At 43.3% G+C, this 24,586-nt stretch carries 23 protein-coding genes and 1 pseudogene; 15 read left to right on the forward strand and 9 right to left on the reverse strand.

From position 1 onward, the window contains the following. Positions 1-164 precede the first annotated feature (164 nt). Entirely contained in the window at positions 165-1,976 is a 1,812-nt protein-coding gene (locus KYS23_RS05675; RefSeq protein ID WP_159532804.1) for a choice-of-anchor I family protein, read from the reverse strand. A 322-nt stretch (positions 1,977-2,298) separates the two neighbouring features. On the opposite strand from KYS23_RS05675, the gene KYS23_RS05680 reads away from it, so the two are divergent. After that, positions 2,299-3,093 (forward strand): M48 family metallopeptidase, encoded by a 795-nt coding sequence (locus KYS23_RS05680; RefSeq protein WP_159532806.1) that lies wholly within the window; start codon positions 2,299-2,301, stop codon positions 3,091-3,093. Between the two features lie 79 nt (positions 3,094-3,172). Here the strand turns inward: KYS23_RS05680 and KYS23_RS05685 are convergent, their stop codons facing one another. After that, the gene (locus KYS23_RS05685; protein ID WP_159532808.1) at positions 3,173-4,015 is read right to left on the reverse strand and encodes a mechanosensitive ion channel family protein; all 843 of its coding nucleotides are present in this window, start codon (positions 4,013-4,015) and stop codon (positions 3,173-3,175) included. Positions 4,016-4,831: 816 nt separating this feature from the next. Between KYS23_RS05685 and KYS23_RS05690 the strand changes: the two genes are divergently transcribed. The 4 genes from KYS23_RS05690 (at position 4,832) to ruvX (ending at position 7,770) form a co-directional block, all read left to right on the forward strand. Then, positions 4,832-5,560 (forward strand): 16S rRNA (uracil(1498)-N(3))-methyltransferase, encoded by a 729-nt coding sequence (locus KYS23_RS05690; protein ID WP_159532810.1) that lies wholly within the window; start codon positions 4,832-4,834, stop codon positions 5,558-5,560. Between the two features lie 212 nt (positions 5,561-5,772). Next, positions 5,773-6,726 carry a glutathione synthase gene (gshB, locus tag KYS23_RS05695; protein WP_218418205.1) on the forward strand — a complete coding sequence of 318 codons (954 nt, stop codon included), beginning with the start codon at positions 5,773-5,775 and terminating at the stop codon, positions 6,724-6,726. A 50-nt stretch (positions 6,727-6,776) separates the two neighbouring features. Continuing rightward, positions 6,777-7,343, forward strand: coding sequence for a YqgE/AlgH family protein (locus tag KYS23_RS05700; protein WP_159532814.1), 567 nt, complete (start codon positions 6,777-6,779; stop codon positions 7,341-7,343). Further along, a complete protein-coding gene (ruvX, locus tag KYS23_RS05705; protein ID WP_159532816.1) occupies positions 7,336-7,770 on the forward strand; it encodes a Holliday junction resolvase RuvX in 435 nt (144 codons plus the stop codon). Before KYS23_RS05700 ends, ruvX begins: the two co-directional genes overlap by 8 nt. Positions 7,771-7,995: 225 nt before the next feature. On the opposite strand, the gene KYS23_RS05710 is transcribed toward ruvX, so the two are convergent. The 3 genes from KYS23_RS05710 to KYS23_RS05720 are packed head-to-tail and all read right to left on the reverse strand — an operon-like array spanning position 7,996 to position 10,481. Beyond that, positions 7,996-8,310, reverse strand: a complete 315-nt coding sequence (locus KYS23_RS05710) for a putative signal transducing protein (protein WP_159532818.1) — start codon at positions 8,308-8,310, stop codon at positions 7,996-7,998. A 5-nt stretch (positions 8,311-8,315) separates the two neighbouring features. Then, a complete protein-coding gene (locus KYS23_RS05715) occupies positions 8,316-9,428 on the reverse strand; it encodes a PilT/PilU family type 4a pilus ATPase (protein WP_159532820.1) in 1,113 nt (370 codons plus the stop codon). Positions 9,429-9,437: 9 nt separating this feature from the next. After that, positions 9,438-10,481, reverse strand: coding sequence for a type IV pilus twitching motility protein PilT (locus tag KYS23_RS05720; protein WP_159532822.1), 1,044 nt, complete (start codon positions 10,479-10,481; stop codon positions 9,438-9,440). A 24-nt stretch (positions 10,482-10,505) separates the two neighbouring features. On the opposite strand from KYS23_RS05720, the gene KYS23_RS05725 reads away from it, so the two are divergent. The 6 genes from KYS23_RS05725 (at position 10,506) to KYS23_RS05750 (ending at position 16,612) form a co-directional block, all read left to right on the forward strand. Continuing rightward, the gene (locus KYS23_RS05725) at positions 10,506-11,192 is read left to right on the forward strand and encodes a YggS family pyridoxal phosphate-dependent enzyme (RefSeq protein ID WP_218418206.1); all 687 of its coding nucleotides are present in this window, start codon (positions 10,506-10,508) and stop codon (positions 11,190-11,192) included. Between the two features lie 55 nt (positions 11,193-11,247). Then, the gene (gene proC / locus KYS23_RS05730) at positions 11,248-12,069 is read left to right on the forward strand and encodes a pyrroline-5-carboxylate reductase (protein ID WP_218418207.1); all 822 of its coding nucleotides are present in this window, start codon (positions 11,248-11,250) and stop codon (positions 12,067-12,069) included. A 21-nt stretch (positions 12,070-12,090) separates the two neighbouring features. After that, the gene (locus tag KYS23_RS05735) at positions 12,091-12,630 is read left to right on the forward strand and encodes a YggT family protein (RefSeq protein WP_159532828.1); all 540 of its coding nucleotides are present in this window, start codon (positions 12,091-12,093) and stop codon (positions 12,628-12,630) included. Between the two features lie 22 nt (positions 12,631-12,652). Next, on the forward strand, positions 12,653-13,093 hold the full coding sequence (locus KYS23_RS05740; protein ID WP_159532830.1) for a DUF4426 domain-containing protein: 441 nt from the start codon (positions 12,653-12,655) through the stop codon (positions 13,091-13,093). A 274-nt stretch (positions 13,094-13,367) separates the two neighbouring features. Further along, the gene (locus KYS23_RS05745) at positions 13,368-14,222 is read left to right on the forward strand and encodes a transposase (RefSeq protein ID WP_159532832.1); all 855 of its coding nucleotides are present in this window, start codon (positions 13,368-13,370) and stop codon (positions 14,220-14,222) included. 368 nt (positions 14,223-14,590) lie between these two features. Then, on the forward strand, positions 14,591-16,612 hold the full coding sequence (locus KYS23_RS05750; protein WP_159532834.1) for an NADPH-dependent 2,4-dienoyl-CoA reductase: 2,022 nt from the start codon (positions 14,591-14,593) through the stop codon (positions 16,610-16,612). A gap of 81 nt (positions 16,613-16,693) precedes the next feature. Here the strand turns inward: KYS23_RS05750 and KYS23_RS05755 are convergent, their stop codons facing one another. Both KYS23_RS05755 and KYS23_RS05760 read right to left on the reverse strand, forming a co-directional pair. Continuing rightward, positions 16,694-17,029: a VOC family protein gene (locus tag KYS23_RS05755; RefSeq protein ID WP_013782897.1), complete on the reverse strand. Its 336-nt coding sequence runs from the start codon at positions 17,027-17,029 to the stop codon at positions 16,694-16,696. A gap of 579 nt (positions 17,030-17,608) precedes the next feature. Continuing rightward, positions 17,609-18,625, reverse strand: a pseudogene (locus tag KYS23_RS05760) (polysaccharide lyase family 7 protein); the annotation flags it as partial. 581 nt (positions 18,626-19,206) lie between these two features. Between KYS23_RS05760 and KYS23_RS05765 the strand changes: the two are divergent. Beyond that, positions 19,207-19,485 carry a tRNA-binding protein gene (locus KYS23_RS05765; RefSeq protein ID WP_420838748.1) on the forward strand — a complete coding sequence of 93 codons (279 nt, stop codon included), beginning with the start codon at positions 19,207-19,209 and terminating at the stop codon, positions 19,483-19,485. 75 nt (positions 19,486-19,560) lie between these two features. Here the strand turns inward: KYS23_RS05765 and KYS23_RS05770 are convergent, their stop codons facing one another. Together KYS23_RS05770 and yaaA are read right to left on the reverse strand one after the other, a co-directional pair. Beyond that, the gene (locus tag KYS23_RS05770; RefSeq protein WP_159532838.1) at positions 19,561-20,199 is read right to left on the reverse strand and encodes a glutathione S-transferase family protein; all 639 of its coding nucleotides are present in this window, start codon (positions 20,197-20,199) and stop codon (positions 19,561-19,563) included. 77 nt (positions 20,200-20,276) lie between these two features. Continuing rightward, positions 20,277-21,053: a peroxide stress protein YaaA gene (gene yaaA / locus KYS23_RS05775; RefSeq protein ID WP_159532840.1), complete on the reverse strand. Its 777-nt coding sequence runs from the start codon at positions 21,051-21,053 to the stop codon at positions 20,277-20,279. Positions 21,054-21,341: 288 nt separating this feature from the next. On the opposite strand from yaaA, the gene tal reads away from it, so the two are divergent. The 3 genes from tal to KYS23_RS05790 all read left to right on the forward strand — a co-directional run bounded on the left by tal (position 21,342) and on the right by KYS23_RS05790 (position 24,454). Next, a complete protein-coding gene (tal, locus tag KYS23_RS05780; protein WP_159532842.1) occupies positions 21,342-22,301 on the forward strand; it encodes a transaldolase in 960 nt (319 codons plus the stop codon). Between the two features lie 18 nt (positions 22,302-22,319). Further along, the gene (pgi, locus tag KYS23_RS05785; protein ID WP_159532844.1) at positions 22,320-23,969 is read left to right on the forward strand and encodes a glucose-6-phosphate isomerase; all 1,650 of its coding nucleotides are present in this window, start codon (positions 22,320-22,322) and stop codon (positions 23,967-23,969) included. Positions 23,970-24,277: 308 nt separating this feature from the next. Next, positions 24,278-24,454 (forward strand): DUF3545 family protein, encoded by a 177-nt coding sequence (locus KYS23_RS05790; RefSeq protein ID WP_013782890.1) that lies wholly within the window; start codon positions 24,278-24,280, stop codon positions 24,452-24,454. Positions 24,455-24,586: the final 132 nt, after the last annotated feature.

Raw genomic sequence — 24,586 nt, forward strand, 5'->3', positions numbered from 1 at the left:
ACTCAAACCATCCCTTATGTAATCACCGCTCAACGATTTACCCTAGGCATAAAATGTACACGTTTTTTTGTTTACATAAAAAAACGGCGCCAAGGGCGCCGTTTCATCACAGGTTTCTACCTAGTGTTTTTGCTCACTATTTTCTACTTATTACCGCGTTTCACTTAGTTTTGCGTGATTTGCCACACCGTAACAGTGCCGCTGACTTCGTTACCTACAAGTAACAATGGAACGCCGCTTGCGCTGTTTTCTGCGCTAACAAATACAAGGCTTTCAGGCGCCAAATCACCAATAACGTCAGACGCTGATAACCCTTCTGTTAAATCGCGATTGATAATGTAATCGGCAAACTGAACATCGTAAGGGTTGGTCACATCGTATACGAATATACCGCCCATCCGTTCCGTACCAACAAACGCATAAGTTCTATCACCTATAACACCTATGGTTAATGCTTCAGGCTCAGGTCCTTTATTTTCAGAACGAGAATCACCTTCGTTTTCATCATCACCATTATTGAATGACGCCCCATGCACTGATGCAGTAATTCGTTCAAAATCATCGCCTGAATCGTAAACCGCTAAACCGTTTTGATCCCAAATGGTAAATGAACGTGAACCATACGCATAAGCTGCATCATATTCACCGTTACCATCCGCATCGCCCATTGCATTAGTGACACGTAAATCATCTGCTTCGCCATTGGCTTGTAAGTCAGCAAGTTCAGAATTCGCTTCTGCCGTTAAGTCTTCAACTTTAACTTCGTCGATATAAGCTAAACAGCCATCGTCCTCATCAAACTCTAGTCCACCTTCACTTAGGCAGGTTGCTTCGTCAGCAGACTCAAAGAAGTATTCGCGAGCATCACCTTCATTGGCAGTGACAACAAACGTAGCATCTTTCCATGAATAATTGGCTATAGTATCAGGCTGATATACACCGTAAAGGCCGTCATATTGACCGAAGCTAACGCTACCATCTTCTTGAATATCAATATTCAAGCCAGACCAACTTTTTACACCCAAGCCAACAATTTCTACGGTTAGTTCTTCAAGATCAAGAATGGCTAAACCGTTGTTTTCTTGTAGGCTGACGTACGCTACATCGTTAGTCGCCGTGATATATTCTGGTTCTAGATCTTGAGCCACAGTGGTAGCAATATCTACGCCTTTAATCGTGCGGCCACTTGGATTAGGGAACATCATTCCCTGCGCAACTAAGTCGTCTTGACTGCCGTTAAAATCCGTAAAGTTCACTGAGGTCGCTGTCTCTTCAGGCTCCCCACTTGCAAGAATATTAATTACCGAGATAGAGCCTTCTGGGTCAACCGTATAATCATCTGAAGGCTCACCTTCGTTAGCCACCAATACTTTTCCGCCATCTGGCGTAAAAGTCACCATGTCAGGTAATGCTCCAACAACGACTGAATCTAGAAATACCGGAGCAGAAGTGTCTAACCCATTATAGAAAAGTACGTAGCCGTTATCTGTTTTCACATCAGCAGGCACTGCAACAGCCATTAGGTCGCCACTAATAGCAATACTGGTGAGGCTTCCTAAGGTTACACCGTCAATATCTGCAGGTAGCGTGATATTACTCACCGTAAGGTTGGTAGTATTGATTGGGTCGCTCATAACAGTGGTGCTTACTGTATCAGCGGCAATAACTGCTATAGCGTTGGTTTCACCGTTGGTGGCATAAATAGTTTGGGTGGCAGCATGATATTGCACGATTTCAGCCGACGTTATGTTACCCAAAAAGGCGCGGGCAACAACGTCAAGGGAAACACCTAACGAGGCATCACTACCATCAGCACCATCGGCGCCATCAGAACCCGCTTCACCTTGCTCGCCCTGAGGGCCTTGAGCACCTGTTTCACCTTGTGCACCATCGTCACCATCTAGACCGCAGCCAGTAAGGGCCGCTGAGATAAGTAGCGCTAAGACGCCGTATTTGAATTTTGACTGCGCAGACATTTAATTTCCTTTTTATCATGTTGTTACGCCAAACCTCAGCTTGCCAACAGGGCTTCTCAATTCTCGCCTTCAGCACGTGAACGAACCTATGACATACAATGTAGATTTAGCTATTATTTTAATTACATCTGTATATAAGCTAGAGCCAGTGTATGACACAAATATTAATTTGGCAAAAGGGTAAATTTACAAATGAATAACACCCCGATTTGTAGTATTAATAGAAGCTAATATTGGTCTGCTCTTGCGCACTATACGTATTCAATAATATGGGTCGTAACTCACTAATATTTCTCTATTTCGCGAAAACAAGGATTAAAATATGAAATTGAGGTTTACCGCATCAATCGCCGCTGTAGCTCTTGCTGTGACAGCTTGTGCTACATCGCCTACAGGTCGTAATCAGGTACTCTTGTATTCTGAATCTCAATTGGCGGAAATGGGCGACCAAGCATTTAGCGGAATGAAAGAAGAACTCAAAATCTCAAACAAAGCAGTTCAAAACAGCTACGTTGAGTGTGTTGCAAAGGCGATCACCGCGAATGTCCCTAACAGTGTGTTCGATGGTACGTGGGAAGTCGTTGTTTTTGATGATGAGCAGGTTAATGCCTTTGCTTTGCCAGGAGGTAAAATTGGTGTTTATACGGGATTATTAAATGTTGCTGAGAACCAACACCAGCTTGCGGCGGTCATCGGACATGAAGTCGGCCATGTTATTGCAGAACATGGTAATGAACGTATGTCTCAATCAACGCTTATCAATATGGGCACCCAAGCGGCAGGGGCCGCTTTGGCGATGAACGAAGTTTCACAAACTGCACCTATCATGGCAGCCATTGGCCTAGGTTTACAAGTTGGGGTTCAACTACCATTTAGCCGTACCCATGAGTCTGAAGCCGATGTTATTGGCCTCCAACTTATGGCCATGTCTGGCTTCGACCCACGTCAGTCGGTTAATTTATGGCAGAACATGGATGCAGCAAGCAGCGGCGATCGTCCTTTAGAGTTGCTTTCAACTCACCCTGCCCCGCAAACGCGAATTAGCAACTTACAAGCAAATATGAACGCTGCATATACCGATTATCAGGCATCAACGTATCGCCCCAACTGTGGCTAGTCATTCGACGTCGCCAACGTAAAATTCAGACACAAAAACGCCACATTAATGTGGCGTTTTTGTGTCAGGGAATAAAATTTTATTCGCTGTCGTTTTTGTGAAGATGTACATCCATTTGTGGGAATGGAATTGAAATACCTTCTTGGTCGAAGCGAAGTTTAACTTGCTCAGTAAAGTCGAACTTAACGCCCCAGAAGTCAGACGCTTTACACCATGGACGAACCACGAAGTTAACGCTGCTATCAGCCAATTCAGAAACGGCAACAGTAGGTGCTGGCTCGCTTAGGATACGCTCATCGGCGCGAACCATTTCATTAAGGATTTCTTTTGCTTTGCGTAAGTCAGCGTCATAACCAATACCAACAACCATATCAACACGACGTGTTTCTTTCGCTGAGTAGTTAGTAATGTTATTGCTGTAAATGCCACCGTTAGGCACAATAATTTCTTTGTTATCTGGAGTGGTCATTGTGGTAGTAAAGATACCAATCTTGTTGATCGTACCTGAAGTTCCAGCAGCTTCAACAAAATCGCCTGATTTAAAAGGCTTGAATACAAGAAGCATTACGCCAGCAGCAAAGTTTTTCAGTGAATCTTGCAGTGACAAACCAATGGCTAAACCTGCAGCACCTAAAATCGCAACAAGTGAGGTTGTATCAACACCAAGCTGGTCTAGCGACGCCACGATAACAAACAACATCAAAATAGCGCTTATTATGGCTTCTAAGAAGTCCACCAACATTGCATCGTACTTTGATTTTGCCATTAGACGGCGAAAAATAGATAGGATGAATCCTACAACGATTCGACCAATAACGTAGATAACAATCGCCATGGCAATATTAATGCCCCATGGAATTGCGTAATCGTTAATGTAGCGTTCAACATCACTCGATGAGAATAATGATAAATTTTCTTCCATAATTTTGTCCTTTTTTTATCAATCGTAGTGTAAGCCGAATTAAAGTAGCAGGCTTTTAGATTGACGCCAATGACTTTAAAGCTCAAAGGGCAATTTTAGGTCAAAAGTCTAATATTTACGTGGCCTACAGCCAACAAATGTTATCCTAAAGTCGACTTTTTCCTGCTAATTTTTTCTTCAAAATTATTGTCGAGCTATTTAAGAATAGTGTCGTAATTTCGTCATTAGAGTGTCATTTAAGCAATTTACTCTCAATACCTCGTCAAGTTAGTTTGCAACCCAGAAAAGTGAATCAGCCATAACGGACTATCGAAAAATTCTACGAGAATTGATGATTTTTTAGTCCAATTGGTGTAGAATTTTCCGTCAAAATAAGCAGGATGCTTTATAGAGTCTGCAAAGCGCTGAAATACATTTGAAAAGAATGTGAACCGAACATGACGTTAGCATGTATTGCTATTGTCATTTTGTATAGCTTAGCAAATAGAATAAAAGGAATAATCTATGTTTTACTTTATATTACTGGCAATTATCGTAGCAGCATTGTTCTTGTATTCTTTGAGAACAGATAAAGGTGAACATACCAAGTACGCACGTAAGGACGGACAAGTATTACCTCCTCAGAAGAATGAAACGCAAAACTCCACTTCAACACCTTCGGCAGCGTAAATAGTCATCGCACTATTATTGTTAGCGAAACTCTGACCAAAATAGCTTTTTACAACGCATTGTAGCGATTTTTCAGCTACGATGCGTTGCATCCACTTGCTCTAGCCACGTATCATATCCACATTATCCGCCATAGTTAGTTTACCAATGCGCATACCAAGAATTTATTACCCCAATCCAATTCCTCTTGAAGAAGAATTTCAGTTGACCGAAGAAGCTGGGCATCACATCGCCAGTGTGCTTCGTTTGAAAGCGAATCATCCCATCGTATTATTTAATGGCGACGGTAATGAGTACAGCGCACAGATTATCAATGCCCAAAGAAAAAAGGTTTTTGTAGAAGCCGATGCGTGTTTATCATTATCCAAAGAATCACCGCTAACTATACATTTAGGGCAAGGTGTGTCTAAAGGTGACCGGATGGATACAGTGCTGCAAAAAAGCGTAGAGCTAGGTGCTACCGAAATCACCCCTATTTTGACAGAGCGATGTGCAGTTAAACTAGATGAAGCCAGATGGGAAAAAAAGCTGCATCAATGGCAAAAGACCATCATTGGTGCTTGTGAGCAAAGTGGCAGAAATACACTTCCCTTGCTGAACCCGCCAATTGCACTTAACAAATGGTTATCTGAGTCGACCTCGAGTTCACGGTTAGTATTGGCGCCTGGTGCAGAGAAGCCGTTGGCCCGTCAACCATATAACTCCCAAGGCTTTCGTTTGTTAATTGGCCCAGAAGGCGGACTTTCCGAGGCTGAAATTCATCAAGCGAACGAAAGCGGTTTTACGTCGTGCAGTTTAGGACCGCGAATACTGCGTACTGAAACAGCGGCCATTAGCAGTATTAGTATTCTGCAAGCCCAACATGGCGATTTTTAAGCAGGCAGCTAAAGCGAGCTTTACAGGTTAATTATTAGAAAGTTTGGTTTTTTCGATACTTGATCTAAATGCTGTGTGCCCCCACTTAACATTTAGTGGTATTCATACCAAAACCAACTTCGACGTATAAAATGTACCAACAGTCAATTTGCATGATTAGTGCGTAACGCTGTGGCCAACTTATCTACCTTTATCAAAAAGTGAGAACATACATGCACTACACCCTTGGCGTGATTATGGATCCTATCGCGGTGATCAAGCCGCATAAAGACACCAGCCTAGCTATGATGCTTGAAGCCCAGCGCCGTGGCGCTACCGTACTGTACTTCGAACTCAAAGACATTTATATAGATAATGGCAAGCCAATGGGGTTGGCTAGAACCATTACCGTGCGTGATCAAGCGACTGACTTTTACACCCTAGGTGAAGAGCATACTGTTTCACTTGGCGACATTGATGTGTTACTTATGCGTAAGGATCCCCCCTTCGACAGCGAATTTTTATATGCGACCCATATTCTATCGCTTGCCCAAGACCAGGGCGCACTGGTTGTAAATAATCCGCAAGCGCTTCGAGACTACAACGAAAAATTGTTCACATCTTTGTTTCCTGAGCACATTCCTAACACACTGGTAACCAATAATCAGAAGCTTATTCGTGAATTTCATGCCAAGCATCAAGATATTATTTGTAAGCCTTTGGATGGAATGGGCGGCGCTTCAATTTTCAGAGTGAAGCCAGATGGAAATAACTTAGGCGTGATCATTGAAACGTTAACCAATTTGGGCAAGCGTTACATGATGGTTCAAGCGTACTTACCACAAATAAAAGATGGTGATAAACGTATTCTTATTGTGGACGGTGAAGTGATTCCTTATTGTTTAGCACGCTTACCTACCAAAGGGGAAACCCGTGGTAATTTAGCTGCTGGAGGAACAGGCAGGCCCCAGGAAATTTCAGAAACCGATCGTGCGTTAGCTGAAGCTGTGGCTCCCACCTTACGAGACAACAATATTTTATTTGTTGGGCTGGACGTGATTGGTGAGAAAATCACAGAAATAAACATTACTAGCCCAACCTGCGTAAGAGAAATAGAAGGTCACTATAATATTAATATTATGGCCTCGTTATTCGACGCAATTGAAAAGCGCCTTATAAATAAGTAGCTACGCAGCGTTTTGCACTAACAGTAGGTAAGTGAGAAGTAGAGGAAAAAATGACAGAACTGAAAAGTTTACAAAACCACTTTCTAGTAGCGATGCCCTCGCTAGATGACCCGTATTTTTCCCGCTCTCTCACTTATATTTGCGAACATAACAAAGACGGTGCCATGGGGCTGGTAATAAATCAGCCTTCAACCATGAACTTGAAAGCGTTGCTCGAGCAAACCGACAAAGACTTAACCGTGGCAGAAGATAAAGCCGAACAGATTATTCTTGCTGGTGGACCAGTGAGCCAAGAGCGAGGATTTGTGCTGCATTCCAGTCAAAGTGGCTGGGACTCAAGCTTGACCTTATCGCCTGACGTTATGATTACCACTTCAAAAGATATTTTGTCTGCGATTGGTACTAATACAGGACCAGACTCATCCATTATCGCGTTAGGTTATGCGGGATGGACGGCGGGGCAACTTGAACAGGAAATGCAAGATAACTCATGGCTAACCATAGAGGCCGATGACGAAATTTTGTTTAACACTCCCATACATAAAAAGTGGCAGGCAGCGGTTAATAAACTTGGGGTAGATGTGTGGCAGCTCGCACCAGGAGCTGGGCATGCCTGATATTGGTAGTAGAACAGTACTGGCTTTCGACTTCGGTACAAAAAGTATAGGTGTGGCGGTAGGACAAGAAATTACCGGAACAGCGTCACCGCTAGCCGCGCTAAAAGCCCGTGATGGTATTCCAGATTGGAATGTTATTGAAAAGCTTTATGAAGAATGGCAACCGCAGCTTGTGGTGGTTGGTTTACCGTTAAATATGGATGGCACCGAACAAGAAGTTACTCTGCGCGCCAAAAAATTTGCTAATCGCTTGCATGGTAGATTCAAAGTGGCGGTAGATTTATGCGATGAAAGGCTTACCACAACAGATGCTAAATCTATGTTGTTCGAGCTCGGCGGCTATAAAAAGCTAACCAAAGAAAAAATAGACAGCGTATCGGCCTGCGTGATTTTTACCAGCTGGGTTGAAAACCAATACGGCGAGTAGTTTCTCGCCGTTAGTTGGACACCCACTAGTTGGACACCCACCTTTTCAACACCTCATTCGCCGTTGGTCGGACGCCTGTCGTTCTTGTGACGTTCTTGGATGACGTTCTTGGACACCCACTCTTTTTACACCCAGCGTAAAGTAGCTCAGACTAAGGCTATCATTGCAAGACACCCACAGTTTCAATCACGAATTAATGAATAAGAAAACCAGAAACCCGTAACGCTAAGGCCTACTTCCTCCACATTTCCAGCAAGTATCAAAAGCTTCACCGTTTGGCTCACCACAATTTCCACAAACCCACGGGAACTGCTCGGTAGGTTTGTGGCTGTCCATTAGCGAATTCACAACCTTATTGGCTCTGGCAGACCAAGATTCATCTATTAGCCAAAGTTCTGGCTGAGATTCTTGCCATGGCAGCTCGCCCACCGCCCCACCGGCAAATTCATTTTTCACTAGGTAAGGTATAGAGAGTGCATCGAGTTCACTTTTCACCGACTGAAGTAAGAAAGCGTCGGACGACGTAAAAAGCTTAATCAAGAGTTTTAGTCATCCATATCTATCGAGACATTGGATAATGTGCCCAAACTCGACCCATCGTTAGAGTCTAGTTTTATCATTAGACGCAAATCATTGGGGGAATCTGCATGGTGTAAGGCTTGGTCTAAATCAATACTGCCCTCGCGATATAAATCGTACAACGCCATATCGAAACTTTGCATCCCTAACTCTTTGCCCTTTTTCATGGCTTCTTTCAAGCTCCCTATTTCATTACGTTGAATAAGGTCGCTTACTAAAGGAGAGTTTAGAAGAATTTCAATTGCGGCTACCCGCCCCTCACCGTCTTTTGTTGGAAGAAGCTGCTGCGCTACTATAGCTTTTATATTTTGGCTTAAGTCAAAACGTAACTTGTCGTGTTGGTCTTTTGGCGCTAAGTGCATAATGCGCTCAATGGCTTGGTTAGCATTGTTAGCATGGAGTGTTGCCACACACAAATGACCCGTGTCAGCGAACGACATGGCGTATTCCATTGTCTCCATTGAACGAATTTCACCAATAAGAATGACATCTGGCGCTTGTCGCAGTGAGCTTTTCAATGCATCGTCGAATGAGTGGGTGTCTATGCCCACTTCACGCTGAGTTATCACGCAAGATTTATGCTCGTGTACAAATTCAATAGGGTCTTCAATAGTTAAAATATGCCCAAAAGAATTACTATTCCGATGGCCGATGAGTGCGGCCAAGGAGGTCGATTTACCCGTGCCGGTTCCCCCTACAAAAAGCACCAAGCCGCGCTTTGACATAATGATATCTTTTAACACCGAGGGTAAACCAAGATCATCAACCTTAGGTATTTCGGTAACAATACGACGTACCACCATCCCGGCTTGATCTCGTTGCCAGAATGCCGAACAACGAAAACGCCCTAGTCCCTCTCGCACAATGGCAAAATTACATTCCTTGGTAGTATGAAATGCGTCTTTTTGCTTTTCATTCATGGCCTCATGAACAAGTGCTAATGCATCTTCATCATTAAACGAATTTTCCGAAATTGGGGTAAGCTTACCGTGCACCTTAGCGCTAACGGGAAAGCCAGCGGTTACGAATAAGTCAGAAGCAGATTTCTCTACCATTTTTTCTAAAAAGCGATCTAACATTACTCGTCCTTAAAAATTACTCATCGATTGCTTGTCTTTCGATTTAGCGGCAGCGTCTTCTCTAGAAATTGCACCTAGCGCCAACAAGCGTTGTAGACACTGATCCATAGTCTGCATACCCGAAGCTTGCCCCGTTTGAATAACGGAATACATTTGAGGCACCTTATCTTCACGAATAAGATTTCGTATCGCCGGAATACCTACCATGATTTCGTGCGCAGCTATTCGCCCTCCCCCCACCTTTTTCAACAGGGTTTGAGAAATTACAGCTCGTAGTGATTCAGACAACATAGATCGCACCATCGCTTTTTCTTCGGCAGGGAACACATCGATAATACGGTCTATCGTTTTAGGCGCTGAGTTAGTATGCAAAGTACCAAATACTAGATGCCCAGTTTCCGCAGCTGAAATGGCTAAACGAATTGTTTCTAAATCACGCAATTCACCAACTAAAATAACATCTGGATCTTCACGTAATGCAGAGCGAAGCGCGTTACTAAATGAGTGGGTGTCTCTATGTACTTCCCGTTGGTTTATCAGGCTCATCTTATTTTCGTGCACAAACTCGATAGGATCTTCAATAGTAAGAATGTGCTCACGCTTATGCGAGTTGATATGATCTACCATCGCCGCAAGGGTTGTACTCTTACCCGAACCCGTGGCCCCAGTTACTAGGACAATTCCGGTAGGTTGGTTGATTATTTCTTTGAAAATTTCAGGTGCACCTAAATCATCAAGCGTCAGAACTGTGTTGGGGATAGTACGGAGCACTGCTGCTGCACCGCGATTTTGTACAAAAGCATTTACACGAAACCGCGACAAGCCACTAATTTCGAATGAGAAATCGGTTTCCAAGTTCTCTTCGTATTCTTTACGTTGCATGTCATTCATTATTTCATAAATAAGTGCATGGACTTGTTTATGATCTAATGCGGGTACATTAAGCTTACGCATTTCTCCGTCTACGCGGATAAGAGGTGGCAGACCTGCTGATAAGTGCAAATCTGACGCTTTATTTTTAACGCTGAAAGCCAAAAGTTCGGTAATATCCACAACAACTCCTCAAAAAGGTGAATAATGCAAACAATAGCAGAAAGACTCAATAGTGCACGACAGGATGTGAGCCTAGCTACTACCAACGCTAATCGTCCACCAAATTCAGTTAAATTGCTAGCCGTGAGCAAAACTAAACCGGTATCGGATATTATGGCAGCGTATGAAGAAGGACAACGTACATTCGGCGAGAACTATATACAAGAAGGTGTAGATAAAATACAGCAGCTGTCTGCACTTAGTGATATTGAATGGCATATGATAGGCCCAATTCAATCGAACAAAACAAAAATAGTAGCCGAGCATTTTGATTGGGTGCAATCCGTTGACAGAGAAAAAATAGCGCGTCGTTTGAATGACCAACGTCCGGCGGATATGGCGCCTTTGAATGTATGTATTCAAGTTAATATTGATGATGAAGCGAATAAGTCAGGAGTAAAACCCGAAGAAGTAGACGAGCTAGTGCGCTTTATTGGCCAGCAGGACAAACTTTGCTTGCGCGGGCTGATGGCAATTCCTAAAGCGAACCCGGACAGCCATGAACAAGCGCAAAGCTTAAGTGCTTTAAAGGAATTGTTCGACCGATACCATACAAACTTGACCAATTTTGATACCCTGTCCGTAGGAATGAGCAGTGATATGCAAAGCGCCATCGCTCATGGGTCTACCATGGTAAGAATTGGCACAGCTATCTTTGGCTCACGAAACTAGTTCCTACTATTTTTTACTGAACGCTGTTAGTTTTTCAACTTACAATAGGATTCATATGCAACAAAAGAAATTGGCATTCATTGGCGCGGGCAACATGAGCCGTAGCATCATTAGTGGTTTAATTCAGTCTGGCTACGATAAGACACGCATCTTAGCGAGCAACCCGTCTACTCCGAAACTCGATAAATTAAAAGAGGAATTCGGTATTCAAATTACCCAATCTAATGATGAAGCCTGCCAGTTTGCCGATGCTATTGTGCTAGCCGTTAAACCCCAAATGATGGGTGATATGTGCACAGAACTTAAGCAGAACAACGATTTATCTGGCAAGTTATTTCTTAGCATTGCAGCTGGGTTACCCGTTTCTCGATTACAGGAAATGTTAGGCGGGGAATACCCTGTTGTTCGTATAATGCCAAATACGCCAAGCCTACTTGGTAAGGGTATGTCAGGCATGTACGCAGACACTACCGTGTCACAAGACAATAAAACTTACGTTGATGATGTGATGAATAGCGTAGGTGAAACGGTATGGGTAGAAGAAGAAGACGGTATTAACGGCGTTATCGCCGCCGCTGGCAGCAGCCCAGCGTATTTCTTCTTGTTTTTACAGGCCATGCAAGAGGAAGCCATAAACATGGGCTTCGATAAAGCACAATCCCGTTTGATGGTACAGCAAGCCATGTTGGGCGCGGCTGAAATGGTTTGTCACAATCCTGACCTTGAATTAAGTGAGCTTCGTGCCCAAGTTACCTCTAAGGGCGGCACTACGGCTGCGGCAGTCAATACCTTAATTGACCTGGATTTGAGTGATATCGTAAGTAAAGCGATGCGCGCTGCGGTAGCTCGCGCTGAAGAAATGGCAAAACAGCTTTAACGTTTTTAGGAACATCAAAACATGAATGCAACGGTTTTTCTGGTAGATACACTATTTGGTCTGTATTTAATGGTGGTTATCTTACGCCTATGGTTGCAACTGGTTAGGGCTGATTTTTATAACCCTATGAGCCAGTTTATTGTAAAGGCCACACATCCAATCGTGGGGCCGTTGCGCAGAATAATCCCTTCAATCGGACGCTTCGACACGGCTACGTTCGTGCTAGCGCTTGTTGTTGCGGCGTTAAAAATAATTACGCTTTCACTGATGGCTGGTGGAAGTTTGAATCCAGTAGGTATCGCAATCGTTGCACTGATTGAAGTGGTAAAAGAAACCCTTTCCATTATGTTTTGGGTGTTGATTCTACGCGCCATTTTAAGTTGGGTATCACAAGGCCAAACGCCTATCGATTACCTTCTTTATCAATTAACTGAGCCTTTCTTAGCACCCATTAGAAAAGTTATACCGCCTTTAGGTGGTTTAGACTTATCTGTGCTGATTGCCATTATTGGACTACAGTTTTTACAATTGCTACTTCAAGACACATTCAGGTTTTTTTAAGCTGAATATGTAAGGTGATAACATGAAAAAAATCAGTACATTACTTTTTGGTTTATTGGGTAGTTTGTTACTTATTATAAGTAGTGCAGCGTACGCCGAGCAAAAGCAACAACTAGGCGATTGGGATGTACATTACATGGTAGTGAGTACTCCCTTTCTTACTCCAGAAGTTGCGGCCTCTTACGGCATAGTTCGTAGTAAATTTAACGCCCTTGTCAATATTTCAGTGCTAGACACCGTAACAGGAACTTCTCAACGGGTATCGGTTTCGGGTACGGCTAAGAACTTGATAGGCACCACTAAGACACTCACCTTTAAAAAGGTAGAAGAAGGTGATGCTATTTACTACCTAGCAGTGCTACCTTTTAGAGATAGAGAAAACTACCGGTTCAGTATTGATGTTCAACGTGGAAATACCTTGCATACCTTAAATTTCAAGCAAGAAATGTTTGTTGATGGTTAATAATTAAAGTAAGCCGAAAGCGCGAAACACGTAATATAATTTTGTAAAAATACCAAAAGGCGAGTGAAAACTCGCCTTTTTTACGCGCACTAGAAGCATGGACACCCACTCAAACCATCCTCTTGTTCAGTATATTTAGCCAATGAATTAGCTCAATATCTCAATAACTATTTTGAGAGTGAGTTCCCTTATGCCACGCCCTAGAAAGTCACTAATCTGTTTACAAAACACCCCTTACTATCACTGCGTATCACGGTGTGTGAGGCGAGCATTCTTGTGTGGAGCAGACCGTTACACGGGAAAGAGTTACGAGCATCGGCGTCAATGGGTTGAAGACAGGCTCATAGCATTAGCGGACGTATTTTCAATTGATGTATGTGCCTATGCGGTAATGAGTAACCATACCCACTTGGTATTACATGTGGATAGAAACGAAGCGTTGTCGTGGACTACCGAGGAGGTATTGAGACGTTGGCACTCCCTGCATAAAGGCACTGTGTTGACCCAGCAATTTATGCAACCCGCACAGCGAGCCTCACTGACAGAAGTTCAGATAACAACTATCATCTCGACAGCAAATATATATCGACAAAGATTGTATGACATTAGTTGGTTTATGAGGTTGCTTAATGAATTTATTGCCCGTGAAGCTAACAAGGAAGATGAATGCACGGGACGTTTTTGGGAAGGAAGATTTAAATCTCAAGCTCTACTTGATGAAGCCGCATTGGCAGCGTGCATGGCTTATGTAGATTTGAATCCGCTACGCGTGGGTATTTCAAAGACGCCAGAAACATCTGAATTCACCAGCATTAAACATCGAATAGAGGCAGCACAGCGTGGGGTTCAACCAGAGTTCCTCAAGCCCTTTGTGGGAAACTCTCCACACGGTTTGAAAGGGTTGCCGTTTACTTTAGCGGATTACTTAACCTTGGTCGATCAAACTGCTAGGCAAATTAGTGCAGGTAAATCCGCCTACGTACTCCACAATGTCTCCCCAATTTTACAACGTACCGGCTTGTCGCAAATAAATTGGAATAGTATGGTCGTTGGGATTGAAGATATCTTTTCAAACTCTATTGGTCTTTCAATTGCCCAACGTAAGCTTGTTCTCTCTAAAACCGGGTGATATCACACAGTTAAATCAAATTCGCTAAAGCAGTATGCATTCCGGTGCAGCAAACTCAAATCGGCAGTCAACTCCCCAACTCAATATATGCCCTTGCTAAAACATTAAGTTTTAGATGAATACTCACTACCAGAGGCTTGTCTTACGAACATTTCTATACAAATACTCCAAACCTTACTTTATCTCTATCCTAACACCGTAAAATACGCTTAAAACTGTGGGTGTCTTAACATTATCTGGTGTCTTAACATTATCTTCGATTTTTTATATCTCAATCCTTTACCCCCAAAGCATACTGGTAAATAATCTTAAGATACTGGTCGGGCTAGTTTATGGCTGTCCGAATAAAAATTATAACGAGAATAACCATGACCAACGCATACCCTCACTTACTTGAGCCCCTAGATCTCGGCTTCACCACGTTAAAAAACCGTACTTTAATGGGCTCTATGCACTTAGGCCTTGAAGAAGAAAAAGGCGGATTCGATAAGCTTGCAGCCTTTTACGCAGAACGCGCAAAAGGCGGTGTGGCACTTATCGTAACAGGGGGAATTAGCCCCAACATTTCGGGCTGGGTAGCCCCTTTCGCTGGTAGAATGACAGCCAAACGCCATGCAAAGAAGCACAAAGTAATTACTGAGGCCGTACATGCTGAAGGTGGCAAAATTTGTATGCAAATTTTGCACTCTGGTCGTTACGGATATCATCCACTTGCCGTATCGGCTTCCCCTATGAAGTCTCCAATTACTCCGTTTAAACCTCGCGCCTTATCTTCAAAAGCTGTGACATCCACAATCAAAGACTACGTAAGTTGCGCAAGTCTTGCGAAAGAAGCCGGGTACGATGGCGTAGAAGTAATGGGCTCTGAAGGTTATTTAATTAACCAATTCTTGGTAAAGCGTACTAATCATCGAGATGACGAATGGGGTGGGTGTCTAGAAAACAGGGTGAAAATAGCGGTCGATATCGTAAAAGGTATTCGTGAAAAGATAGGGGCTGACTTTATCATCATTTATCGCCTATCGATGCTGGATCTGGTTGAAGGTGGCGCAAAATGGGATGATGTTGTTTACCTTGCCAAAGCGATAGAAAAAGCCGGTGCTACGCTTATTAATACCGGCATCGGTTGGCATGAAGCTCGAGTGCCAACCATATCGACTTCGGTGCCACGCGCAGCCTTCACGTGGATAACACAGCGGATGAAAAAGGAAGTATCACTGCCGCTTGTTACAACAAACAGAATTAATACGCCTGAAGTGGCGGAAGGCGTTTTAGCCGATGGGCATGCAGACATGGTATCAATGGCAAGACCATTTTTAGCCGATTCACAGTTTGTAGCCAAAGCGATGCGCAATGAATCCCAACTAATTAACACCTGTATTGCGTGTAACCAAGCGTGCTTAGACCATGCATTTGAACAAAAACGTGCTAGCTGTTTAGTTAATCCGCAAGCCTGCTACGAAACAGAACTGACCTTTACTCCGGTAACACATAGTAAACATATTGCAGTGGTAGGTGCTGGCCCTGCGGGGCTTGCATTTGCTATGTATGCTGCAGATAGAGGCCATCAAGTCACTATATTCGACAAAGCGAGTGAACTTGGTGGGCAATTCAACTACGCAAAACAAGTACCAGGAAAAGAAGAGTTTTATGAAACTATTCGCTACTTCAGCAATCAACTTGAACGCACTGGGGTTACCGTAACCCTTAATACCGATGTTACCTGTGAATTTCTCACTGAAAACGGTTTTGATGAGGTGGTATTGGCTACTGGTATCAACCCTCGAAACCTAAGTATCGAAGGTGCTGACCACTCTAAAGTAATGAGCTATATTGATGTGCTGCGCGACCACAAACCTGTGGGGCAAAAAGTCGCTATTATTGGAGCGGGCGGCATTGGTTTCGATGTGGCCGAGTATTTAGTTGAAGACAAAGACCTATCGCTCAACACTGATAAATGGCTGTCTCATTGGGGTATTGATAAAAACTATACCAACGAGGGCGCGCTCATCGAGAAAGACTATACCCCATCGAGCCGAGAAGTATTCTTACTGCAACGCAAGACCTCTAAAGTTGGCAAGGGCTTAGGAAAAACCACAGGCTGGATCCACCGACAATCCTTGAAGCTGCATAACGTGCAAATGGTGAACGGTGTAAGTTACGAAAAAATTGATGATGAAGGTTTGCATGTTCTAATAAATGATAAACCGAAATGCTTAGCCGTAGACAACGTTATCGTGTGTGCGGGACAAGAACCGTTCAAGCCTTTGCAGGCTCCGCTGGAGGCTGCCGGTGTGAGTGTCCACATTATTGGTGGTGCAGATGTAGCCGCTGAACTTGATGCGAAGCGAGCTATTCGCCAAGGTGCAGAGTTAGCCGCTAAAATTTAAAGTTAGTTATACTTAAAGGTGGGTGTCTCAGTTTAGTTTTATAAAAAGAAGGGAAGCTAATTAGCTTCCCTTCTTTTTATACTAGAACTGATCGAACATAATCGTATTACCGTCCGGATCTTTTACTACGCAATGCCCTGGCCCTTCATCGCCTTTGACTGGCACATCTATTTCAATGCCTTTATCCTTCAAGCGCTGCTCAAGTTCACGCACGTCAGTGGGATTGAAGGTTAAAATATTGCCTTCAAACATGCCCTCGAACAAACCAATCATGGTTTGCCCACTTTTCATGATAACCCATTTCTCTTCTACCGAACCGCACGACGGCATGGCCTCAAAGCCAAGCGTTTCATAAAATGCTTTCGAGATGGCAATATCACTGACCGCTAAACTTAACGAAAAAAGCCCAGGTTGCACTGTGTTCTCCTAAGAACCTAACAGAATGAATTACATACTGTAGATAAGTGCACAAGCAAGATCACTGTATTTGGTCGCAAAACGTTCAATTATTCCGCTAAGTTAGTGTTGCCACTCTTTCGCTAGCACAACCGCTTCGCCGCCCTCTACTTTCACTTCTTTACGCGACTCTTTGCCTTGGCTGTCCACCGCATAAAACTCATAAACGGTTATTCCAGTGCCATGCTGAACACTTTCAATAATGCGTTTTGCTTCGAAATCCGGTGAAGATTGTTTTAATGCCCCACTAACATTTTCAGGCAGCTGAGACCATACTAAGTCTCTTTGTATCTCTACTACTTTCCATTTGTCAGCCACTTGTAGCATATCGAACTCAATTTCTCTGCCATCGGCCAATACGCCTTCAACATCAAGATAAGTCTTGCCATGTTTCAGTTCTTTTTCCACTTCATTTACTGTGAAAGATGGCTCAATGGCTTTGATAGCGGTAAACGCATTGTCTGGAATGTCACTAACACTCATACCAACTTTTTCGTTCAACGTGGCACCAATTTTAGCGTGTTCGCCGTGATTAGCTTTTGGCGCAACGCTCTCCCCTACTTCTAAACGCGTGAACGTTACACTGGCATAATCACCATTTACCTTATCTTCTTCCCAGTTGCCTGTACCTAAGCACGCCGGATACCAAAAACCTGGGTCATCTTTAGTGCTACATTGGTTATAAGCACCAGCTTTAAAGTAATTCCAATCTAGCGTGTAGCCGTATGGATGGTCGTGCTCATCAAGCTTACCGTAAGCGTCTACCGCATTGGCGAGGTTGATTTTATATTCTACGGTTTCATGCCCTTCAGCTTCGAAAGTTAAATACATCACATCACCGTGCACATTCACTACGTAACTCAGCGCTTCACCTAAGGCTAATCCTGCTTCACCAGGATCTTCAGGATTTGTCCATAAATTCCCCCAGACTGGATAAGCTATATCTCTTCGATTAGCATCATCTTTTGGAAGGTTTCTTTCATAAGTCCAAAATACCGAGCCTTTTTCATGGTTAGGCCATTTCTTATAATAAATCTTAAGCGGTTCGTTACCCCACCCAAAGCCTTTTACCTTCTTCTCCCATTTACTGGCATGTATTTGACCGATAACCACTGAATAGGCTGGTGCTTTTTCAGGGTATTTCGCGCGCAGAGCGACATGGTATACTTTTAAGGTAGCTTCCATCTTGCCACCTACTCGCCCGAAGCGTTTCGCTAAAGGATTACTAGCTACAGTAAAATTATTCTTGGGAGATTTGGTTTTAATTCGTGTACTTTTTCCACGTAACATATGACGCAGTTCACTTCGCGTGTTACTGGAGTTTGCGGTTGTCAGCGCTTTGTTTGGAGACGTAAATACCATACCGCCGTTTTCGTCTAGGTAAAAAAAGTCAGGATGGGAAAAATCTTGGATGTCTTTTACTGACACACTATCTGGCTTCCCATCATTATTTTCATCAGTTGGCAGCGTAATATTCCACTCAGTTAAATCGAATTTATCAGCGGGGACGACATCCGCAATAGCACCAACATTAAATATTGAAAGTATGAGCAACATAGCCGCATTACTGCACTTTCCTCGTTGAGGGATAACTTTCATAAAAAAACCTCTTAAATTATATGTTAAGCGTACTTCTTGTGCGGTACTTGCTTGATACGAACCTCTTTCATAAAAACAACAAAATGGCTTTACCAATACACCATCAAGGATGCATCCAAAAGCAGAGATAAAACACCAAAAAACATTACCAACTAAGAATTAATGTAATACCAATTTAACATTCAAACAATTTAATTACAAAATACTTTCATTTCAATCATTAGGCTGCACAGAACAATTGCCTAATATGGGCTAGTGAAACGTAAAGGAAGGTTTAATAGCTAAAAAGTGTGGGTGTCCATTAGTGAGACTATTGATGAGACTCATGAGTGATACTCTTTTTGAGCCTTGCATTTGTGGCTGTCTGCTAGATAGACGCTTGTTCACATTTAATAGGCTAACGAAGTAGGTTCGTCTAGCCTTCAAATACGTGGGTGTCTATAAATTGAATTCTGCATTTGTGGATTTCTGCTAGATAGACGCTTGTTCAAAACTATGGGTGTCCAAATTCAAAGAACAGGCACAATTATTGAAGAATTATTGAAGTCAGTGACTTTCCTGAGGCTCGCAAGCCATTCTACAAACTACTTATTGATTTTGGTGAGAATATTGGAACGCGTAAATCCAGTACCCAAATAACCGAACACTATTTCCCTGAGGATTTGTTGGGAAAGCAAATTGTGGCCGTAGTTAAATTTCCGCCCAAACAAATAAACCCCTTCCTGTCAGAATACTTGGTGACCGGTTTCTATCGTGACGATGGTGTGGTGTTAGTCAGCCCTGACAAACCTGTGCCTAATGGCGCAAAATTGGGCTAACTATCTAACCAGAGGCTAAACCGCTCTGCGTCCTTTCTCAAAACGAGCGATCAACACTAACCTCATAAAGCAGGCTTAAGCATCCGCCTTAGCCAAATGCGCAACTTCATTGCGCCATGCTTTTTCATAGGCTGGGCGCGATAACACCCGCTCAGCATACGATTTTACATTGTCGAACTTCAGGTCAAGCTCACTGCCTTTTGCCCATGACAACACTTGGGCTGTCACGATGTCGGCCATAGTGAACAAACTGCCGCACACATACTCTTTGTCGTTAAGAAGTAGTGAGAAAGCGGTTAACGCTCGGTCGAACTCCCACGCTGCCGTGTTTTGCATTTGAGGAATACGATGCTGTTCAGGTAAAGCAAAGCTATGTTTTGCTTTACTCCATAAGGGCTGCTCTAATTCACTAGCAGCAAATATCATCATTTGCTCATAAAGCCCGCGCGCGAAGGTACCAGGTGCAGGAATAAACTCTTCCATTGCATGCTTTTCAGCTAAGAACGTTACAATGGCAGCCGACTCAGAAAGCGCCCCTTCTTCAGTGACTAAGACAGGAATTTTAGTGGCTGGGTTTAGTACTTTAAAAGCAGAATTAAGGTGTTCACCGGCTTTTAAATTCACCACCTTGAACTCATAAGGTAAGCCAATTTCTTCTAAAGCCCATGCCACCCTAACCGACCGGGTTTTCGGGTATCCATAAAGTGTATACATTGCGTGCTCCGCGTTTATATAGTGCTTCAATTTAACAGCCGACAGCCATATTGAAGCCAAAACGCGGTACAAACAGCTTATGCGTCTTGGCGTCGTAGAAAGACTAACTCAGTGGCTGTGCTTTGTGACTCGCTATAAACATAACCTTCACTATCGAAAGCTTGCAACCCTTTCACATCACTTACTTCGTTTTCTAGAATATATCTTGCCATTAACCCACGGGCTTTTTTGGCAAAAAAACTGATGATCTTATATTGGTCGTTTTTATAGTCTTTAAAGACAGGTGTAATCACCATACCTTCAAGTTCTTTTTTCTTAACGGCCTTAAAGTATTCATTTGAAGCAAGGTTTATTAGAACGTTATCACCCTGTGCTTGCATGGCGTCGTTTAAAACCTGAGTAATACGACTCCCCCAAAACGCATAAAGGTCTTTCCCTTCCGAGTTCGCTAACTTGGTGCCCATTTCTAAACGGTACGCTTGCATTAAATCTAATGGCCGTAACAGCCCGTAAAGACCAGACAGAATACGCAAGTGGTCTTGAGCATAACGAACCGCTTTATCGGTTAGCGTGTTCGCGTCTAGCCCTGTGTATACATCACCATTAAATGCGAACATGGCTTGTCGGGCATTGTCAGCGGTGAAGGGGGTAGAAAATTCTGCAAATCGATTTGCATTAAGTGTGGCTAACTTGTCACTAATTTTCATTAACGAAGAAAGGTCGGCTGGCGAAAGGGTACGGCACACTTCCATCAAACGCTCAGTGTCTTGAAGCATGGTAGGCTGCGTGAAATCATCCACCTTAATGGGGGTTTCAAAATCTAGGTTCTTCGCTGGGGATACTACAACTAACATCTTCGACTCCTTATCTTTTTCAGGGCTCATTATACCACTGTGAAAAAGTTGAAGTTGAATTTAGCGTTAAAAATCCATAAATCAAGGTAACAGAGAAATCCGATTAGCCAGTATTTACCGTGTCTGCGCTATAAATTGTCACACGGGTTTGGTATAACTATACCCAAATATGCAAACGTTTGATCCTGTCAAACTATTACGCCCTACATACGCAAAAGCGAACCGCTTTACGCGACTTGCCTTTCTGGCAATTCGTTCGAGTTTTTTAATTTAAGATTAGAGAGAATTATGAGCAATCAGCTAGCTTCGTTACGTGAGATCACCACGGTCGTTGCCGACACCGGCGATATCGACGCAATCAAAAAATACCAGCCGGTAGACGCAACAACAAACCCATCTTTGTTGTTAAAAGCCGCCAGCTTGCCTCAGTATGCCAGCCTAATCGACGACTCAGTAGCGTGGGCCAAACTACAATCCTCTGATAGCGACCAACAACTTATCGACGCATCCGACAAACTTGCTGTTGCTATTGGTAAAGAGATTTCAGACTCTATCCCAGGTCGTATTTCTACGGAAGTAGATGCCCGTTTGTCCTTCGACAAAAATGCCACGGTAGAGAAAGCAGAGCGTCTTGTTCAACTTTATCAAGATGCCGGCATCGATAAGACACGTATTCTAATTAAAATGGCATCAACGTGGGAAGGCATTCAGGCTGCTGAAATACTTGAGAAAAAAGGTATTCAATGCAACCTAACCTTGTTATTTAGTTTTGCCCAAGCGCGCGCTTGTGCTGAAGCTGGCGCATACCTTATTTCACCGTTTGTAGGCCGTATTCTAGATTGGTATAAAAAATCGACTGGTAAAACTGAATATGCTGCTGATGAAGATCCAGGTGTGGTGTCGGTTACCAGTATTTACAACTACTACAAAGAACATGGTTACAGCACGGTAGTCATGGGCGCAAGCTTCCGCAACATTGGTGAAATCCAATCTCTAGCGGGCTGCGATCGTCTAACTATAAGCCCAGCTTTATTAGAAGAACTCGCCAATGAACCGGGCGAACTAACAGTGAAACTTAAAGACAACGGTGCGACAAAAACCCCTGGCGATCGTTTAACCGAGTCTGAATTCCGCTGGGAAATGAACCAAGATGCAATGGCAACTGAAAAGCTATCTGAAGGTATCCGCAACTTCGCAGCAGACCAAGACAAGCTTGAAGTGATGCTTCGTGAAAAGTTAAGTGCGTAAGCCATAGGGAATTAGAAAATGAGTACACTGACATCATTGCCACAATGGCAAGCACTTAATCAAATTGCTGCTTCAATGAAAGATGCACACATGCGTGATTGGTTTAAGGCTGATCCCAAGCGTGCTGAAAAAATGCAGTTAGAAGCGTGCGGCATTTTTCTTGATTACTCTAAGAACCGCGTAAACGAACACGCGTTAGGTGCACTTTTCGAATTAGCCCGTGCATGTAAGTTAGATGACGCCCGCGATGCCATGTTTAACGGCGAGCCAATCAACAGCACTGAAGGTCGTGCTGTTCTTCACACCGCGCTACGTAACTTCTCTGATTCACCTGTAATGGTTGATAGCGAAGACGTAATGCCCGAAGTACGTGCCACCCTAGATAAAATTCGCGACTTCACCGCATTAGTTCACAGTGGCGAGCATAAAGGCTACACAGGTAAATCTGTGAAGCATATTGTCGCGATTGGTATTGGTGGTTCTTTCCTTGGTCCTAAAATTATGACCGAAGCCCTAAAACCTCATACGGTTGAAACGGTTAAGGTTCATTTTGTGGCTAACGTTGACGGCTGCCATATTCATGATGTGTTAACTAAACTCGATCATGAAGAAACCCTTGTCGTGATGTCTTCAAAGTCATTCACTACGCAAGAAACGTTGCAGAATACCCTTTCTGCCAAGGCTTGGTTTTTAAAATCTGGCGGCACCCAAGAAGATATCGCGAAACACTTTGTTGCCGTGTCTTCAAATGTAAAAGCGGCCACTGAATTCGGAATAGCAGAAGATAACATTTTCCCTATGTGGGATTGGGTTGGTGGCCGTTATTCTTTGTGGTCAGCAATTGGGTTACCTATATCTTTAGCTTTAGGTTTTGAAAACTTTAAAGGCTTGCTTGAAGGCGCGTTCGACATGGACACGCACTTTAAAACAGCACCGTTAGAGCAAAACCTACCGGTTTTACTTGGCCTATTAGGCGTGTGGTATCGCAATTTCTTCGATGCACAGTCTCAGGTGCTCCTACCTTATTATCATTACCTTCGTGGCTTGCCTGCTTATGTACAGCAACTTGATATGGAAAGTAATGGTAAAGAAGTCACTCAAGGCGGCGAAGCGGTAGATTACGCCACAGGCCCTATTATTTGGGGTAGTGAAGGAACTAACGGCCAGCACAGCTTCCATCAGCTGATTCACCAAGGCTCAGGGGTTATTCCAGCTGACTTTATGTTGCCGTTGAATGTACCTAACCAAGATGACACACACCATGCGATGTTAGCATCTAACTGCTTTGGCCAAGCGCAAGCGCTTATGCAAGGCAAAACCTTTGATGAGTGTTATGCCGACTTAGAAGGCAAAGGCTTAGACGAGGCGGAACGTACGCGTTTGGCGGCCCACAAGACGATGCCGGGTAACAAGCCTAGTAATACCTTAATGTTTGATAGCCTTACGCCTAAGACACTTGGCGCACTAGTTGCAATGTATGAGCATAAGGTATTCGTTCAGGGTGTTATCTGGAACCTTAACTCATTCGACCAATGGGGCGTAGAGTTAGGAAAAGTACTGGGCAACCAAGTACTGGCAGGCATTCAGGGAAATGCAGAAGAAGAAAGTTTTGACGCATCTACCCAACAATTGATTGCCCGTTTCAGAGCAGCGAATGCACCAAAATAAGGAAGTCTGAGTGAAGTAATCACTCAAATTTGGTGCAAATAATAACTGAACGGCCGGCTTACCCCCGGCCGTTTTTATTAGCAGAAAATAAGAACGTACAAGCTAACTCGCTGCTAAGTATGTAACCTGCTAACTGTTTTGCTAAACACACTGACGATATCTCCCTGTGTCATCATACTGTCACAATTTGTTAATAAAAAGTAAATTTACTTGTTTTATTTTAATTGTGGCTGTGATACAAAATTATACAGAGGGAATAAAAAATCAAACTCTGTATTGTTGTAGTGGTAATAAAAAGGAGAATCCCAGTGGACAAATCAGACTTATTTGCCATGTTAGATATTGAAGCAAGCCCAGCGAAAACAAAAAGTAAAAAACGCAAGTGGAGAGAGATTGAAGCGCTTCAAGATCGCTTCAAACTGGAAAAGGAGCTCTCCGAACTCGATTGTGGTTTCGAATACGAGTTAGAAACACTGGAAAGATAATATAAAGGCCGCCTGCTAATAACAGGCGGCCTTTTTACTTTCTGGTTTCTTACTTTTTAAAGCGGCATTCAAAGTTGCGAAAGAAAGGCGTTTGCCTTTTGTTAACCGCGATCTTTTCAAGAGGCTACAACT

Source organism: Alteromonas lipotrueae (assembly GCF_019249255.1).
Lineage (GTDB): Bacteria > Pseudomonadota > Gammaproteobacteria > Enterobacterales > Alteromonadaceae > Alteromonas > Alteromonas lipotrueae.

What these genes read in the sequence shown, in the direction of transcription:
- KYS23_RS05725 (WP_218418206.1), top strand. Translation starts at nt 10,506, where the DNA reads ATGCAAACAATAGCAGAAAGACTCAATAGTGCACGACAGGATGTGAGC.
- pgi (WP_159532844.1), top strand. Translation starts at nt 22,320, where the DNA reads ATGAGTACACTGACATCATTGCCACAATGGCAAGCACTTAATCAAATT.
- KYS23_RS05690 (WP_159532810.1), top strand. Translation starts at nt 4,832, where the DNA reads ATGCGCATACCAAGAATTTATTACCCCAATCCAATTCCTCTTGAAGAA.
- KYS23_RS05750 (WP_159532834.1), top strand. Translation starts at nt 14,591, where the DNA reads ATGACCAACGCATACCCTCACTTACTTGAGCCCCTAGATCTCGGCTTC.
- KYS23_RS05675 (WP_159532804.1), bottom strand. Translation starts at nt 1,976, where the DNA reads ATGTCTGCGCAGTCAAAATTCAAATACGGCGTCTTAGCGCTACTTATC.
- ruvX (WP_159532816.1), top strand. Translation starts at nt 7,336, where the DNA reads ATGCCTGATATTGGTAGTAGAACAGTACTGGCTTTCGACTTCGGTACA.
- KYS23_RS05715 (WP_159532820.1), bottom strand. Translation starts at nt 9,428, where the DNA reads ATGTTAGATCGCTTTTTAGAAAAAATGGTAGAGAAATCTGCTTCTGAC.
- KYS23_RS05680 (WP_159532806.1), top strand. Translation starts at nt 2,299, where the DNA reads ATGAAATTGAGGTTTACCGCATCAATCGCCGCTGTAGCTCTTGCTGTG.
- KYS23_RS05700 (WP_159532814.1), top strand. Translation starts at nt 6,777, where the DNA reads ATGACAGAACTGAAAAGTTTACAAAACCACTTTCTAGTAGCGATGCCC.
- KYS23_RS05735 (WP_159532828.1), top strand. Translation starts at nt 12,091, where the DNA reads ATGAATGCAACGGTTTTTCTGGTAGATACACTATTTGGTCTGTATTTA.
- gshB (WP_218418205.1), top strand. Translation starts at nt 5,773, where the DNA reads ATGCACTACACCCTTGGCGTGATTATGGATCCTATCGCGGTGATCAAG.
- KYS23_RS05740 (WP_159532830.1), top strand. Translation starts at nt 12,653, where the DNA reads ATGAAAAAAATCAGTACATTACTTTTTGGTTTATTGGGTAGTTTGTTA.
- yaaA (WP_159532840.1), bottom strand. Translation starts at nt 21,053, where the DNA reads ATGTTAGTTGTAGTATCCCCAGCGAAGAACCTAGATTTTGAAACCCCC.
- tal (WP_159532842.1), top strand. Translation starts at nt 21,342, where the DNA reads ATGAGCAATCAGCTAGCTTCGTTACGTGAGATCACCACGGTCGTTGCC.
- KYS23_RS05685 (WP_159532808.1), bottom strand. Translation starts at nt 4,015, where the DNA reads ATGGAAGAAAATTTATCATTATTCTCATCGAGTGATGTTGAACGCTAC.
- KYS23_RS05770 (WP_159532838.1), bottom strand. Translation starts at nt 20,199, where the DNA reads ATGTATACACTTTATGGATACCCGAAAACCCGGTCGGTTAGGGTGGCA.
- proC (WP_218418207.1), top strand. Translation starts at nt 11,248, where the DNA reads ATGCAACAAAAGAAATTGGCATTCATTGGCGCGGGCAACATGAGCCGT.